The following is a 14,735-nucleotide window of genomic DNA, read 5'->3' as shown; positions in this document are numbered from 1 at the left end:
CGCGCCGTGGACATCCCGGTCATCGCCTCGGGCGGCGTCGGCTCGATCGAGCACTTCGCCGAGGGGATCATCGAGGGCGAGGCCGACGCGGTGCTCGCCGCGAGCGTGTTCCACTTCGGCGAATTGACGATTCGCCAGGTGAAGGAGTACATGGCGAGCCAGGGTATTCCGGTTAGGCTGTAGGCCGGGCAAAGCTGCGCAGGCGCGGCTACGGGTTGAAGCTGCTGCAGATGCGTGCGGCAACATCAAGCGAAGGGATCGATATGGACGCGGTGGAACTGAAGTACAACGAGGCGGGCCTCATTCCCTGCATCGTGCAGGATGCGGAAACCAGAGAGGTGCTCATGATGGCATGGATGAGCGCCGAGTCTCTGTTTCTCACCATGGAGGATCGCACCATGTGGTTCTGGTCCCGCTCGCGCCGAGAGCTCTGGCACAAGGGTGCCACGAGCGGAAACACCCAAAAGCTCGTCGAGCTCCGCTACGATTGCGATGCCGATACGCTGCTCGCACTCGTCGAACCTGCTGGTCCCGCATGCCATACCGGCGAGCGCACCTGCTTCTATCGGGCGTTCTAGGTTCGATGATTCTGACGCGGGCCGCTTTTGCGATTGCGGCGAACGCGAATGCGAGTCAACCCGATTCGCGCACAGGGGCTGCGCGCAGGTTGCGTCCCGTGCCCTTTCGCGCTCATGTGTAAAAACTCCCTTGAAAGCGCAGGCCACATACGCTACCATGAATCGCAGTTCTTATATCTCTTGAAAGAAAGCCTATTTTCAAAGATCAAAACCCCATTATGAAAAAAGCGCGTTTCGCCGCGCCGTATGTCTTGAGGCCTGAATAAAGGAGGACCCAGGTGAAGTTTTTTCTGGATACCGCTGATCTGAACGAGATCGAAGAGGCGGCGAGTTGGGGTGCGCTCGCGGGCGTGACCACCAACCCCTCGCTGTACGCGCGTGTCGGTGGCAAGCTATCCGATTTCCATAACCACATCAAGCGCATCTGCGATATCGTGGACGGGCCGGTGTCGGCCGAGAGCGTTGCGATGAGCCGCGACGAGATCGTGCGCGACGGCCGCGAATTGGCCGCCATCGCCCCCAACGTCGTCGTCAAGGTTCCCACCATGGTCGAAGGCCTGGCCGCAACCCATACGCTCGCCGCCGAGGGCATTCCCGTCAATATGACGCTGTGCTTCACCGTTCCGCAGGCGATCCTCGCCGCGCGCGCCGGCGCCCGCTACATCAGCCCCTTCGTCGGCCGCTTCGACGACATTTCCGAAGACGGCCTCGGCCAGCTCGAGAACGTTGTGGCCGCCATCAACAACTACGATTTCACCCCCAACACCGTTAACGGCGAGCAGGTTGAGATCATCGCGGCATCCATCCGCAGCGCAAACCACGTGACCCAGGCGGCGCTCATGGGCGCCGACATAGCCACCGTGCCCTTCGGCGTGCTGAAGAAGATGGTTGCCCATCCGCTTACCGATCGAGGCCTCGATGCCTTCATGAAAGACTGGGAGAAAGTTCAAAACGCATGAGTGATACCGAAACAACCGTAGCCGATCAGGCTGCTCCCGCCGAAGAAAAAGCTCCGGCAAAGCGCAAGCCGCGCGCACGCAAGACGGCAGCCGCATCCGAGGCTCCGGCGTCTGCCGAGCAACAAGCCTCCGATACGGCGAAAGCCCCGGCGCCCGCAAAGGCATCCGAAGCCTCAGAAGCAGGAAGCGCCTCCGAGGGCGAAGGGAAGAAGCCCGTTCGCAAACCGCGCGCAAAACGCGTGGTCGGAGAGACGGGCCCTGCTGCCAAGCCGAAGGACGAAGCGTCCGTCGAGCAGGCCGCCGACGAAGCGAAGCGCCCCGCGCCCAAGAGGAGGGCGGCGAAGCAGGCCGCCGAGAAGCCCGCCTCCGAAAACCAACCCGAAGAGCAGTTGGCCGAGCGCTCGCAGTCCGAGCGACAGCCCGATCGGCAGGCCGAGCGCCAGTCCTTCGAGAAGCAGGATTCGCAGCGCCAGCGGCCCCGCCAGAACAACAAGCAGCAGAACAACAACCAGAATCAGAACAAGAACAAGCAGAACAACAAGCAGCAGAACAACCGCCAGCAGAACGGCGGCAGCAACAACAACGCCAATCAGCGCAAGCAGCGCCGCCAGCATCAGGGATCGAACCGCGAACCCGCCGTTCCCCAGACGACGCGCGAGGATATCGAGAAGCTCAAGGTTGCCGAGCTGCGCGCCAAAGCCGAGGAGCTCGGCCTCGACGTGGGTGGTCTGCTGAAAGCCGACCTCATCGAGAAGGTGTACGAGGCCTGCGTCAAGGCCGAAGGCTTCATCGAGGTCAAGGGCGTGCTCGACATTCTCGCCGACGGCTACGGATTTTTGCGTACGCAGGGCTACCTGCCGAGCGAGACCGATGCGTACGTGGGCCTTTCGACCATTCGCCGCAACGGGCTGCGCAAGGGCGATTTCGTGGTGGGGCAGACCCGTCCCCCGCGGGAGAACGAGAAGTACGCCGCCGTGCAGAAGATCCTCTCGATCAACGGAAAATCACCCGATGAACTCGGTAAACGTGTCCGCTTCGCCGATCTCACGCCGGTCTATCCCGACGAGCGTCTGTGGATGGAGCACGGCAAGAACACCATCACGGCACGCGTCATCGATCTGGCCGCCCCCATCGGCAAAGGCCAGCGCGGCCTCATCGTCTCGCCCCCGAAGGCGGGCAAGACCACGGTCCTCAAGGATATCGCGGCTTCCATTTCGGCCAACAACCCCGAAGTGCACCTCATGTGCCTGCTCGTCGACGAGCGCCCCGAGGAAGTAACCGATATGGAGCGATCCATCCGAGGCGAGGTCATTTCTTCGACGTTCGATATGCCCTGCGAGAACCACATTGCGGTTTCCGAGCTCGTGATCGAGCGCGCGAAGCGCCTCGTCGAAGACGGTGCCGATGTGGTGATCCTGCTCGATTCGCTCACCCGTCTGGCGCGCGCCTACAACCTCGCGCAGCCTGCGAGCGGGCGCATCCTCTCCGGCGGTGTCGATTCGACCGCCCTCTATCCGCCCAAGCGCTTCCTCGGCGCCGCCCGCAACATCGAAGGCGGCGGCAGCCTCACCATCCTCGCATCGGCTCTGGTCGAAACGGGGTCCAAGATGGACGAGGTCATCTTCGAAGAGTTCAAGGGCACGGGCAACATGGAGCTCAGGCTCGATCGCAGCCTGGCCGACCGCCGCATCTTCCCGGCAATCGACCCGGTCTCTTCGGGTACGCGCAAAGAGGATCTGCTGCTCGAGCCGCAGGAGGCGCCGCTCATTTGGGCCGTACGCCGCATCCTTGCGAACATGAACAGCACCGAGCGGGCCATGGACATGCTGATCAAGTCATTGAAGCAGACCAGCACGAACCAGGAGTTCTTGCTGCGCACGGCCAAAAAGGCCCAGATGAACAAGTCCGACGACAACTTCGAACTGTAAGACGAAGCCGATACCGTAAAGGTTCTGTAACGAAGGGTCGTCGCACCGACTTATATAATGGAAACCGCGCATGCACTGCGCGGTTTCTTCCCTTTGGGAAGACGATCAGGCGGACGATAAGGAGACAGCATGTCCGATCAGAACAACTGGCAGCAGCAGGTGTGGCAGCAGCCTCAGCAGCAGCCCCAAGGCTATCCCCAGCCGCAACCCCCGTATTACGCGCCCGAGCCGCCGAAAAAAGGCAAGGGCTGGATCGTCGGCTTGGTGGCCATCTTGGCGATATTCTCGATAATCATCGTCGGCATGATCTCGTGCACGAGCATGTTCACCTCCTCGGTAGGCTCGTTCTCCTCGCTGTCGGGCGCAACGGTCAGCGATGTCGATTACCTGACCAGCGATGCGGTCGGCATCATCAACATCGATGGGACGATCCAGTACGACGGCACCACGTCGAGCCCCGAGGGCCTCAAGGCCCAGCTCGACAAGGCGGAGAACAACCCGCATGTGAAGGCTATCGTACTGCGCGTGAACTCGGGCGGCGGCACGGCGACGGCAGGCGAGGAGATGACTTCCTACCTCAAAGATTTTTCCAAGCCCGTCGTGGTTTCGAGCGCCTCGATGAACGCGAGCGCCGCCTACGAGATCTCGTCGCAGGCCGATTACATCTTCACGGCTAAGACCACCTCCATCGGCGCCATCGGCACCGCCATGCAGATCACCGACTTGTCGGGTCTCTACGAGAAACTCGGTATCCGCATCGACGACATCACCTCGGCCGACAGCAAGGATTCGAGCTACGGCAACCGTCCTCTCACCGAAGAGGAGCGCGCTTATTACCGGGATATGGTCGACCAGATCAACGAGACGTTCATCGAGACGGTCGCCGAGGGCCGCTCCATGTCGGTCGAGGAGGTCCGCGCTCTCGCAACCGGGCTCACCTTCACCGGCATGACGGCCGTCGAGAACGGGCTCGCCGACGAGATCGGCACGCTTGAAGACGCTGTGGAAAAAGCTGCCGAACTGGCAAACGTCACGGCGTACACCACCGTTACCCTGCAGAACAACTCATCGCTCGACATGATGGATCTGCTCGATATCCTCGGATCCTCCTCTTCGACCGATGACCTTTCCGCCGCGCTGAAGGAGTTGGGACTCGATGGTGCCATCACCCGATAAACCGAGCTGGCCCAAGCGCGCCGTCGTCACGGCGGGCATGCCCTACGGAAACAAGCCGCTCCATTTCGGACACATAGCCGGCGTGTTCGTGCCGGCCGACTGCTACGCCCGTTTCCTGCGCGACCGTATCGGGGCCGAGAACGTGCGGTTCATCTCGGGTACCGATTGCTTCGGTTCGCCCATCAACGAGGGGTACCGCAAGCTCGTCGAGGCGGGCGAATTCGACGGAACGATCGCTCAGTACGTGCAGGGAAACCACGATGCGCAGAAGAAGACGCTCGATGCCTACAACATCAGCCTGTCCATCTACGAGGGCAGCGGCATGGGGCATTCCGGCGAGGTGCATCAGCAGATCAGCGAGGCGTTCATCGAGAAGCTCTACGAGAACGGCTATCTGCATAAGCGCGCGACGCTGCAGTTCTACGATCCGGAGGCGGAGACGTTTCTGAACGGCCGCCAGGTAATGGGCCGCTGCCCCGTGCAGGGCTGCAAGAGCGAGCACGCCTATGCGGACGAATGCGATCTGGGACATCAGTACGCCCCCGAAGACCTCATTGCTCCCAAATCGTCCATCACCGGCGTTACGCCCGAGATGAGACCCGTGGAGAACTGGTATTTCGACCTGCCCGCCTTTGCCGGGTTCCTCCGCGCCCGTACAGCCGAACTCGAAGCCGATCCCGAGGTACGCCCCGTCGTGTACAACACGGTGAAGGAGTTCTTGGCTCCGCCCGTCGTCTACATCAAGAACGAGGCGTACGACGAGTACCTCGCCATTGCCGACGAGCTGCCGGTGCATTCGTACCGCGAGGCCGAGAAGGGCAAGCAGAGCTTCGAGATCGAGTTCGCCACCATCGACGATCGCGATGCGGCGCGCGAAGCGCTTACGCGCGCGGGGCTGCGTTTCCGCATGGGCAAGACGCTCACGCCGTTCCGCATCACGGGCAACATCGAATGGGGCGTGAAGGCTCCGGTCATCGACGGCCTCGAGGGACTCACCGTATGGTGCTGGCCCGAGAGCCTGTGGGCGCCCATGTCGTTCACGATGGCCGCGGGCGACAAGATGGGTATGCCACGCGGCAGCTGGCGCGATTTCTGGTGCTCGGAAGACGCGCAGGTGTACCAGTTCATCGGGCAGGACAACCTGTACTTCTACGGCGTGGCCCAGCCGGCGCTGTTCGAGGCCATCCGGCCGGGCGATATCCTCAAGCCCGGCATTGCCGAGCATCCGCTTCGGCAGACGCAGCTCATCGCCAACTACCATATCCTGTTCGGCGATAAGAAGGCATCGTCGTCGGGCGCGGTCAAGCCTCCGACGGCCGACGAGCTTTTGGACTACTACACGCCCGAGCAGCTTCGCGCCCACTTCCTCGCACTCGGTCTCGATCAAAAATCGGTGGGATTCAAGCCCAAACCGTTCGAGCAAGACGAGACGAAGCGCGACGATCCGCGTGCGGCCGATCCGGTGCTCAAAGAGGGAGCGCTGCTCACCAACGTGTTCAACCGTTTGGCGCGCAGCTGCTTCTACGAGGCACAGAAGAACTTCGAGGGCTACATGCCGATCGGCGCCGTGTCGCCCGAGGCGGTCGAAAAGGTGCATGCGACGCTTTCCGCGTACGATTTCACCATGCACAAGGCCGAGCTCCATACGATCATGTCGATCATGGACGAGTACATCCGCTGGTCGAACAAGTACTGGACCGAGCGGATCCGCGAGGTCGAGAACGCCGCTTCGGCGCTTGAGGAGAACGGCGACGTTCGGGGTGCAGCTGCCGACGAGCTGTTCGCCAAACGCCGCCAGGTGCTCGTGGACTGCTTCTTCCTCCTGCGCATCGCAACGCTGCTCATGCATCCGGTGGTACCTGCTGGAACCGAGAAGATCTGCGATTACCTGAGCTTCGAGTTCGACGAGTTCTTCAGTTGGAACTACGATTTCGAGGACAATGCCGAGCTGTGCGGAGCGGGGGAGATCACCGAAGGGCGCCATCGCATCCGCGAGCTGCCGCCTCGGACCGACTTCTTCGAACGGCACCCGAGCCAGTTCAAATAGGCGGAAGCCGGAGGCGCGCTCATTCTGAGCGCCCAACGCGTGATGCGGATATGCGGAAACAGTGCGAAGGGCGCCCCTGGGCGCCCTTCGCTTGCATGGGGGTGCGGTGGAAACGGTCCGATCGACACTTTTTTGCCGTAGCGTTTCGGCTGCTTTTGGCTGGCAGGTGCCGTAATTTCCAGCCGTTTCCAAAATGCCTGATCGCAGCTTCCCGTCGGATTGTCTGTGGCTTGGATTTCAGCTCCGGACTGCCGACCGGCTTGCCTGTGGGCACCGAATGCAACGCAAAGGGCAAAAACGGGCGCAGCGGAGTCCGGAAGCCTCCATGCGCAACGCGACCGGCGGAGGTGCGCAGACCTGGGATCCCTCTCGCCCCGAGCTGGAACCGGGCGATGCAGGAGGCGGCGCGACGTTACGGCAGGGGGCGCGTCCGAAAGGCGCCTCGTTGTTCTTCGGCGCGTGCCGAACATTTCTTCTTGACAAATCATAGTTAATACCTATGATTAATGATCACCATGAACGGGACGAATCGACATAGCGTGTTGCGGGGAGATTTCGCAACCGGCTTCGGCTGGCTTGGCCTCCCGTCGGATACCGCCTTCGAAACAGATCTCTGCAGACTCGGCATAGGCGGCAGATGCTTCGACGGCGGGCTCTTTTGCGCTGCCGCGCATCGTGCCCCTCATTCGTTATGCGTCATGCGCATGCTCTAGCCCAGGCTCTCGACTCGTCGTCTGTGCGATGAGAGCCGCCTGGGCTCACTGCACCCGCCGCCCTGCGGGCGGCCTTCGGCTCGCAATCGGGTTTTACGTCGGCTCGACGGCACCCGCTGCGCGCACCGCTCCCGCGGCCCCGCGGCCGCCATCATCCGCATACGCATACAAGGAGAATCGTCATGACGAAATTCGATACGCTCGCCATCCATGCGGGCACCCGCCCCGATCCCGGAACCCACGCTCGGGCGCTTCCCATCTACCAAACGACCGCTTACGCGTTCGACGGCGCGCAGGACGCAGCGGATCTGTTCGCGCTGAAGAAGTTCGGAAACATCTACGGGCGGCTGACCAACCCCACCGTCGAAGCCATCGAGAAGCGTCTGTCGGCGCTCCATAGCGCGAGCTACAGCGTTGCCGTCGCATCGGGCCATGCGGCCGAAGTGCTCGCGCTGCTCAATGTGGCGAGGGCAGGCGATACCATCATCGCATCCGACTCGCTGTACGGCGGCACGTGGAACATCTTCCTCCATACGTTCAAAAACCTCGGCATCGAGGTGCGTTTCGTCCACGCCGATGCTCAGAGTTTCGCCGAGGAGACCGATGCGGTCGAATCGGCCGACGGCCGCAAAGCCGTGAAGGCGTGGTATCTCGAGACCATCGGAAATCCCCGTCTCGACGTGCCCGACATTCCGGCCATTGCAAAAGCGGGTCGCAACCTCGGGATCCCCCTGTTCGTCGACAATACGTTCGCAACGCCGTATGTGTGCCGGCCTGCCGAGCTCGGGGCGTCTGTCATTCTCGAATCCTTGACGAAGTGGATCGGCGGCCACGGCACTTCGCTCGGCGGCGCGGTCATCGATGCGGGGACGTTCGACTGGGCGAGCGATCGCTTCCCAACGCTTTCCGAGCCCGATGCGAGCTATCACGATCTGGTTTTCAGCGAAGCGTTCGGCGCTGTTCCCGATTTGGGCAACGTGGCGTTCGGTTTGCGCGTACGCGCCCAGATGCTGCGGGATTTCGGCCCGACGCTTGCTCCTCTTTCGGCGCACGAGATAGGCCTCGGCATCGAAACGCTTTCGCTGCGCGTGCAACGCCACTGCGACAACGCGCTCGACGTCGCGCGCCACCTCGAGGCCCACCCGAAGGTCGCATGGGTGTCGTATCCCGGACTCGAGGGCCACCCGTCGCATGAGGTTGCGAAACGGGTGCTCGAGAACGGCTTCGGAGGCGTGGTCGTGTTCGGCGTGGTCGGCGGGCGGGAGGCTGGCATCGGCTTCATCGAAGGCCTCGAACTGTTCTCCAATCTTGCGAATGTGGGCGATGCGAAGTCTCTCGTCATCCATCCCGCTTCGACAACGCANATCCATGCGCGCCGTCGAACCTTGTCGGCGACGGCTCTGCGTGTATCGGTCGGCGCCGCCCGCGCTGCGCTTGGTCCTGTTGCAGCGCGGGCGAGCGGTGCTGCTTACGCGATTTCGAACGTCAGCGTCGCTTCGAGGGGGGATACCACGCCGTCGGCGGTTTTCGCCCGCACGGTCATGCGGTAGTCGCCCGTCTCGTCAAACGAAGTGGTGAACTGCCAGTTCACCCATTTGTCGGCGGTTGCGCCGTCCGTTTCGCAGCTCGTCCAGGTGGCTCCGTTGTCGAAGGAGAACTCGATCGCGGTGATGGGGCTTCCCAGATCGTCGGCCACGCCTTCGAACGTGATCTCGTCACCCGCCTTGAACAGGCACTCGTCGGCGTTGTTCATGATGTTGATCTTGTTGCGGTACGCCGGATCGACCTGCTGTACGTCGGGCACCTGCTCTTCCTGGGTCAACTCGATCTGCACGATGCTGCGCGTGAAGTAGCGCGCAACGGTTTCGGGCATGAACAGCTGCAGGCTCGATCCCGAGCCCGTGGTGGTGAGCTCCTCGCCGTTGACCTGGTAGACCAGAAGTGCGTTCTTCTCGAGCGCGTATTCGAGCGGAAGCGGCTGGCCGAATCCGTCGGCGCCGTAGGCCGTTACCGTGTTCACGCCGTCTTCCAGATCGGCCATTTCGACTACGGCGGAAAGCGGCACGCCCATGACGGCGACCTGCCCGAAGGGAGACCCCGTCGCGCACGAGCAGGCCATCATCGCCTGATCGCTGACGTCGTCGGAGAGGTCTTCGACGTTCACCGTGAAGTTCTTCTTGATGTTGCCGCCCACGTTGACGTAGTAGTTGGCAACGCCGCCCTGTTCCTCGGCGAGTTCGGCCGCCGGCTTCGAGCACATGCTCGTGAGCGCGGCACCGAAGATGTTGAACAGCTCGTCGTTGGGGGTCACTCCCTCCTGGTTGAAGGCGAAGGCGCCCTGGGCGTTCGCCACCTTCACGTAGGGGCTTTCCTCTTCGCCCATCCAACGGGCGAAGATCTCGCGGTCGCCGACGGTGTGGGTGTTTGCCTGGGGCTCGGCGTTTTGCGCGCCGTTTTGCGTTTGCTGGATCGGCGAGGCGATGGCCGTAGCCGTTCCGAAGAGAAGCAGGGCGGAGCTGGCCACACCCGCTGCGATCTTTTTCGGTGTGTTGAATGACATCGTGGTCCCCCTTACTTATCTTCCTCGTTGGCGGCTTCGGCACTGACCTTCGGTGGGATGAGCGATCCGGAGGTGAGAACCGTGGTCTCTTCGGCCGCAGGCAGCTTGTCCTTGGCGTTGATCATGACGGTCTGGGTCTCGAAGCTCTCCGCTCCGCTCTCGGTGGTGGCGCGCACCGTGAGGCAGTAAGCGCCTTCGAGCTCGGGGGTGTAGGTGAAGCTCCACCAGACCATCTTGTTGCGGTCGGTATCGCCGAGATCGTACTTGGTCCAGGTAGCGCCCCCGTCCATGGAGAACTCCATCGAGGCGATCTTCTCGTCGTAGGCGTCGACGTAGCCTTCGAACGTGAAGGGCTGCCCGTTTTGGATGACGAGTCCGTCGGGCACGCCTAAGATGGTGGCGTTCGGCTTGTTCATGGGAACGTTCGCTTCGTTCTGCCATCCGTTGGGGTTGCCCGCCCACTTGTCGGTGTAGTCGATATCCTCGTTCGTTACCTCGTAGGTGTCGATCTGCTTTGAGTTGATCTGGGCGTCGACGCCCTCGACCCAGTTGGTGCACGGGTAGCCGCGCGTTGCGTCGAGGTACTCGCCGCCGATCTTGTACACGAGCAGCGCTTCGTCGCTGTCGACCTTGTCCTTCGGGAAGGCGCGCTTGGAGCTGCCGTCGGCGCGAAGGGCGCGCACGCCGGTCGTATCGTCTTTGTAGCCGCCGGCCTTTTCGATGAGCCAGCTCACCGGAATACCCGTGATCTCGGTGTTCGTCACGCCGCCGCCGCCGACCGGGTTCCAGTTGCAGACCATCTTGGAGGTCTTCTCGACTACGGCGCCCGCTTCTTCAGCTTCCTTGATGAGGTCGGGGAGCTTGGCGGTGTACTCGTTTTCGACGTTGCCCGAAACGGTGATGGTCCACTCGTCGAACAGGCTCTGCGGCATTTCGAGGTTCAGGCCGTTTACGCCTGCGCCATGACGCATGTTGTCGTAGTACGCGTGCATCCAGTCATAGGAGAACACGCCGTCTTGGTCCTGGGTCTTCTCTTGGTCGATCTTGAAATCGCCCTGAACGTCGGCGACCTTGTTGATGCCCCAGAGGCGGTCGTACTTGGTGAGGTCCCACAGCTCCAGACCTTCGCCGTTCTCGGTGGCGTTGTGGCAGGACATGCAGTCGCCCTGGAATTCGGTGGCGAATTCGGTCTTGTTGCGGGTGCCGAAGTGGATGCCGTGCATGAGCGTTCCGAACTCGTACTGCTTGGCGATGTAGCCGGGAGCGTACGAATGGCAGAACAGGCACTGCTGCAGCGTGGTCTTGTTGTCGAGCTCGTCGTTCCACGCGACGGGATGCTCGTAGGGCAGGTTCTTCAAAAGCGAGTTCATGTCCGGGTGGCACGATTCGCATCCGCGGTTATCCGCGTCGAGCCAGTACGTGTTGTACGAATTGCTGCCCGCTTGAATTTGCCAAGCGTCGGGATTGACCTCGTACTCGGTGGGCGTGCGCTGCACCATCTGGCCGTTCGGGAGCGTGCGGATTTCGGGAGCGTATTCCTCGGCTATCTGATCCCAGCGGTCCCACAGGCCGTTGAGGTATTCTTTGCCGGGATAGAGCTCCTCGTTGATGTCTTCGTTGGTGGTGCCTTCGGCGCCGTCGATGATCGCCTGTTGATCGGGCGTGAGGCTTTCTTCGGATGCCGGTTTCGTATCGCCTGGCTCGCTGCCGCCCGAAGACGGCTGCTGCGCTTCGTTGCTCGGCGAGCAGCCTGCGATCAGACAGAAGGTGCATGCCAAGCACATCGTCGTGATGACGAGTCGCTTCTTGACTGACATAGGTCCCCTTTCTCTCTACTCCTTGTATGCGGATTCGGCTTCGGTTTGCATGGCCGGCCGTCTCAACCCGCTTCGTCCTGAACCCGTGGCGTCCGCCTCCTTTCCCCGTTGCTTTGTTTTGCGCCTATGGGTTGAATCTGATGGTATTCACGTTGGGCGACGCACGCCATCACCTAAAGGTCCGATTTGATAAATGCAGGTCATCGGTGCATCGGCCACTTTGGGCGATGTTCGGGTCCGCTGAACGACAGGGATGAATTTGCCTTCTTGGCGCCGTTTTATGATGCGCGGGGATGGGCAACGTGCCATAATGGTTTACGATGCGCGAGGCGGGTTGAGCTGCGGCGCGAGGGATGTGTTGGAAGGCGGGGAGTAACAGGCGAATGCGCATGCGCGGTGTGCATATGAATAGGTGTGCGGTGTTCGCGGCCGTTGGGTTGGGCCTCAATCTCGTGTGGTGTACGCTCATGGGCCACACGATGGGGTTCATGTCTTCGGCCGTCGGCATCGAAGCATGGGTCAATCCCCGTATATTCTTCTTGGCGGGCATTCTGGTTATTTCTGTCTTGTACGTGGTCGTTCCGCGCACCCTCAAACGGTCCGATCGGGTGCTGCGCTATGTGCTTCCGCTTCTTTCGGCATTCGGCACGGCCTGTTTCGGCCTCTCGTACCATCAGACGTTTTTCGATCCGAGCGCCCTTGCCGTGGGCGGCTTGTTCGTTGCAGGGATCGGGTATTTTTGGCTCGTCGCCCGCTACAACCTCATGCTCGCCCGCACGCAGGGGTTCTCGTGCGCGGTGTGGTCGGTCACGGGCGGCTTGATCGTCAAGCTCCCGATCCTGTTCGCGCTCAGTATGCTCATGGGTCCCGAGTGGCAGGTGGTCGTCGCCATTTCGCTGCCGATCATCTCGGCTCTGGTGTTCGAGGTCGCATGCGCGCTGGTCCGAACCGACGCAGAGCACGACGAGCACGCCGCCGGAAGCGAAGAAACGTCGAAGGTGCGCACCGTATACGGCGTACGCGCTAAACCGAAAACGGTCATGCCCGCATCGCAGACGTTTCGCCGCAACACCTACATCATGATGGCCGTATCGGCCATTCTGCTCGCCGTGATCAGATCGGTAAGCTATCTGGGCGTATGGGGGAACACCAATGCGAACATATCGCTCTCGACGCCATGGCTCATGGGCTTCATCGTGCCAGCGATCTTCCTTGTCGCATTCGCGTACTTTGCGCTCATCCGCATGGCGGACTTCACTCTGACCATGCGCTTTCAGCCGGCGATGCTGCTCATCTTGGTCGGCCTGTTCGTCGTCGCCCTGCAGGCGACGCCCGACAGCGAATCGCTGCCGTTTTTGACCGATGTCATCCAGATCGACGAGTTGTTCGCCCACCTGCTGTTCTGGACGGTCGTCATCACGGCGCTCGACGCCCTCGACACGCCCTCGTATCGGGTCATCGGCATCTCGGGCACGATATACGCGGCGGCGTCCATCGCGTGGGTCCTGATTCTCGGCAGCTCGGATATCATGAACAACATTTTCGTTCTGCTCGTCACCTATGTGGCTGTGATCGTCGCCATGTACGTGACGTGGCTCGGCGGCAAACGTCGCACGGGCGATTCTGCGGGGGCGTTTGCCGTCGAAGCTGCAGGAGCCGTTGCCGATGCCGCCCCCGGTGCTGCCGGCGGCGCGGGATTCGACGCTTCGCCTGCCGGTGCTTCGGCACGCCCGCCGCTCACGAAGACCGTAACCGACACCTGCCTGGCCATGGCGAGCCATTACGCGCTTTCGCCGCGCGAGACCGAGGTGTTCGTGCTGCTTGCCCAAGGGCGCACGCGTGCGTTCATCCAAGACGAGCTCGTGCTGTCGAGCAGCACGGTGAAGACGCACGTGAGCCACATCTACGCGAAGATGGAAGTCCATGACCGCCAGGAGATGATGGACCTCATCTGGCAAGGGGGCCGCACCTAAGCTTCTCGGTCGCTGTAGGCGGGGCTTCGCGCCATCGCAAGACTGCCGTTGGCGCGCCTCCTCGGGGCTCCTGGCGGCAGCTTGGCGCTTCGATGTTCGCTTCGCGATGCCGGGCGGTCGGGGCGTTCGGGCTGTTTACGAGACGGCTTCTTCGATGCGCTTGCGCAGCTCGTCGATGCCCGTGCCCTTCTCGGCGGAGCAGGGGATGACCACGTGGTCCTTTGGCAGGCGGAGCTGCTTGCGCAGCGCTGCGACCTGTTTGCCGCGCTGCATGTTGGAAAGCTTGTCGGCTTTGGTGAGCGCGATGATGAAGGGAAGTCCCGTCTCGCTCAAAAACTCGACCATGCCCACATCGAGATCGGTCGCGGGATGGCGGATGTCGATGAGCGAAACCACGAGGGCGAAGCGGCGCTCCTGGTTGAAGTATCCCTCGATGAGCTCCGACCAGCGCGCCTTTTCCGATTTGGCAACCTTGGCGAATCCGTATCCCGGCAAGTCGACGAAATCGACGTCGTCGACCGAGAAGAAATTGATAGTCGAGGTTTTGCCCGGCACCGAGGAGACCTTTGCGAGGGCCTTGCGGTTGAAGAGCTTGTTGAGAAGCGACGATTTGCCGACGTTCGAACGCCCCGCAAACGCCACTTCGGGATGCTCCGAGGGCGGCAGCTGCGAAGAGGTGCCGTAGGCGGCTTTGAATGCTGCGGTGTTGTAGTTCATGTAAAACCCTGTTCTGTCTGCGCGCTCTTGTGCTCGCCTCGACCGTTTGGCGGCCGTGTCCTGTACCGTGCTCTATGATACAGGATTTCGGGGTCGCATGCGCATCGGTTGCGTATCGTCGAAAAAGCGCGGATGGCGCGGGTTTCCGTTAACTTCGCTTCCCTTCTCGCGTTATCCGCGTGTGCTTGCAGCGCCAGTTTCTGCGCCGCACGTGTCGTCCGCATGTCGTCTCTTGCATTCCCGTATATCGGTGGTATACTTTGCAAG

At 61.8% G+C, this 14,735-nt stretch carries 11 protein-coding genes; 8 read left to right on the top strand and 3 right to left on the bottom strand.

Annotated elements, in window-relative coordinates:
• The 7 genes from C1722_RS06830 to C1722_RS06800 form a co-directional block, all read left to right on the top strand.
• Positions 1-183 (top strand): HisA/HisF-related TIM barrel protein (locus tag C1722_RS06830; protein ID WP_244902472.1); only part of this gene is annotated, 183 nt, incomplete at its 5' end.
• Between the two features lie 80 nt (positions 184-263).
• Positions 264-578: a phosphoribosyl-AMP cyclohydrolase gene (gene hisI, locus C1722_RS06825; RefSeq protein WP_102378573.1), complete on the top strand. Its 315-nt coding sequence runs from the start codon at positions 264-266 to the stop codon at positions 576-578.
• Between the two features lie 278 nt (positions 579-856).
• Positions 857-1,537 carry a fructose-6-phosphate aldolase gene (fsa, locus tag C1722_RS06820; RefSeq protein WP_102378572.1) on the top strand — a complete coding sequence of 227 codons (681 nt, stop codon included), beginning with the start codon at positions 857-859 and terminating at the stop codon, positions 1,535-1,537.
• A complete protein-coding gene (gene rho, locus C1722_RS06815; RefSeq protein ID WP_102378571.1) occupies positions 1,534-3,465 on the top strand; it encodes a transcription termination factor Rho in 1,932 nt (643 codons plus the stop codon). The genes fsa and rho overlap by 4 nt, the downstream gene beginning before the upstream one ends.
• Positions 3,466-3,594: 129 nt before the next feature.
• Positions 3,595-4,641 carry a signal peptide peptidase SppA gene (gene sppA / locus C1722_RS06810; RefSeq protein ID WP_102378570.1) on the top strand — a complete coding sequence of 349 codons (1,047 nt, stop codon included), beginning with the start codon at positions 3,595-3,597 and terminating at the stop codon, positions 4,639-4,641.
• On the top strand, positions 4,622-6,688 hold the full coding sequence (locus C1722_RS06805; protein WP_102378569.1) for a methionine--tRNA ligase: 2,067 nt from the start codon (positions 4,622-4,624) through the stop codon (positions 6,686-6,688). Before sppA ends, C1722_RS06805 begins: the two co-directional genes overlap by 20 nt.
• An 895-nt stretch (positions 6,689-7,583) precedes the next feature.
• Positions 7,584-8,951 (top strand): O-acetylhomoserine aminocarboxypropyltransferase/cysteine synthase family protein, encoded by a 1,368-nt coding sequence (locus C1722_RS06800; protein WP_102378568.1) that lies wholly within the window; start codon positions 7,584-7,586, stop codon positions 8,949-8,951.
• On the opposite strand, the gene C1722_RS06795 is transcribed toward C1722_RS06800, so the two are convergent.
• Positions 8,870-9,961: a molybdopterin-dependent oxidoreductase gene (locus C1722_RS06795; RefSeq protein WP_102378567.1), complete on the bottom strand. Its 1,092-nt coding sequence runs from the start codon at positions 9,959-9,961 to the stop codon at positions 8,870-8,872. The genes C1722_RS06800 and C1722_RS06795 overlap by 82 nt on opposite strands.
• A gap of 11 nt (positions 9,962-9,972) precedes the next feature.
• Entirely contained in the window at positions 9,973-11,778 is a 1,806-nt protein-coding gene (locus C1722_RS06790) for a molybdopterin-dependent oxidoreductase (RefSeq protein ID WP_102378566.1), read from the bottom strand.
• A 404-nt stretch (positions 11,779-12,182) separates the two neighbouring features.
• On the opposite strand from C1722_RS06790, the gene C1722_RS06785 reads away from it, so the two are divergent.
• Positions 12,183-13,751 carry a helix-turn-helix transcriptional regulator gene (locus tag C1722_RS06785; protein ID WP_244902471.1) on the top strand — a complete coding sequence of 523 codons (1,569 nt, stop codon included), beginning with the start codon at positions 12,183-12,185 and terminating at the stop codon, positions 13,749-13,751.
• A 135-nt stretch (positions 13,752-13,886) separates the two neighbouring features.
• Here C1722_RS06785 and yihA read toward each other — a convergent pair whose 3' ends face one another.
• Positions 13,887-14,468, bottom strand: coding sequence for a ribosome biogenesis GTP-binding protein YihA/YsxC (gene yihA / locus C1722_RS06780; protein WP_102378564.1), 582 nt, complete (start codon positions 14,466-14,468; stop codon positions 13,887-13,889).
• Positions 14,469-14,735 lie beyond the last annotated feature (267 nt).

It is taken from the genome of Raoultibacter timonensis (assembly GCF_900240215.1).
Lineage (GTDB): Bacteria > Actinomycetota > Coriobacteriia > Coriobacteriales > Eggerthellaceae > Raoultibacter > Raoultibacter timonensis.
This window is presented reverse-complemented; position numbering and strand designations above follow the sequence as displayed.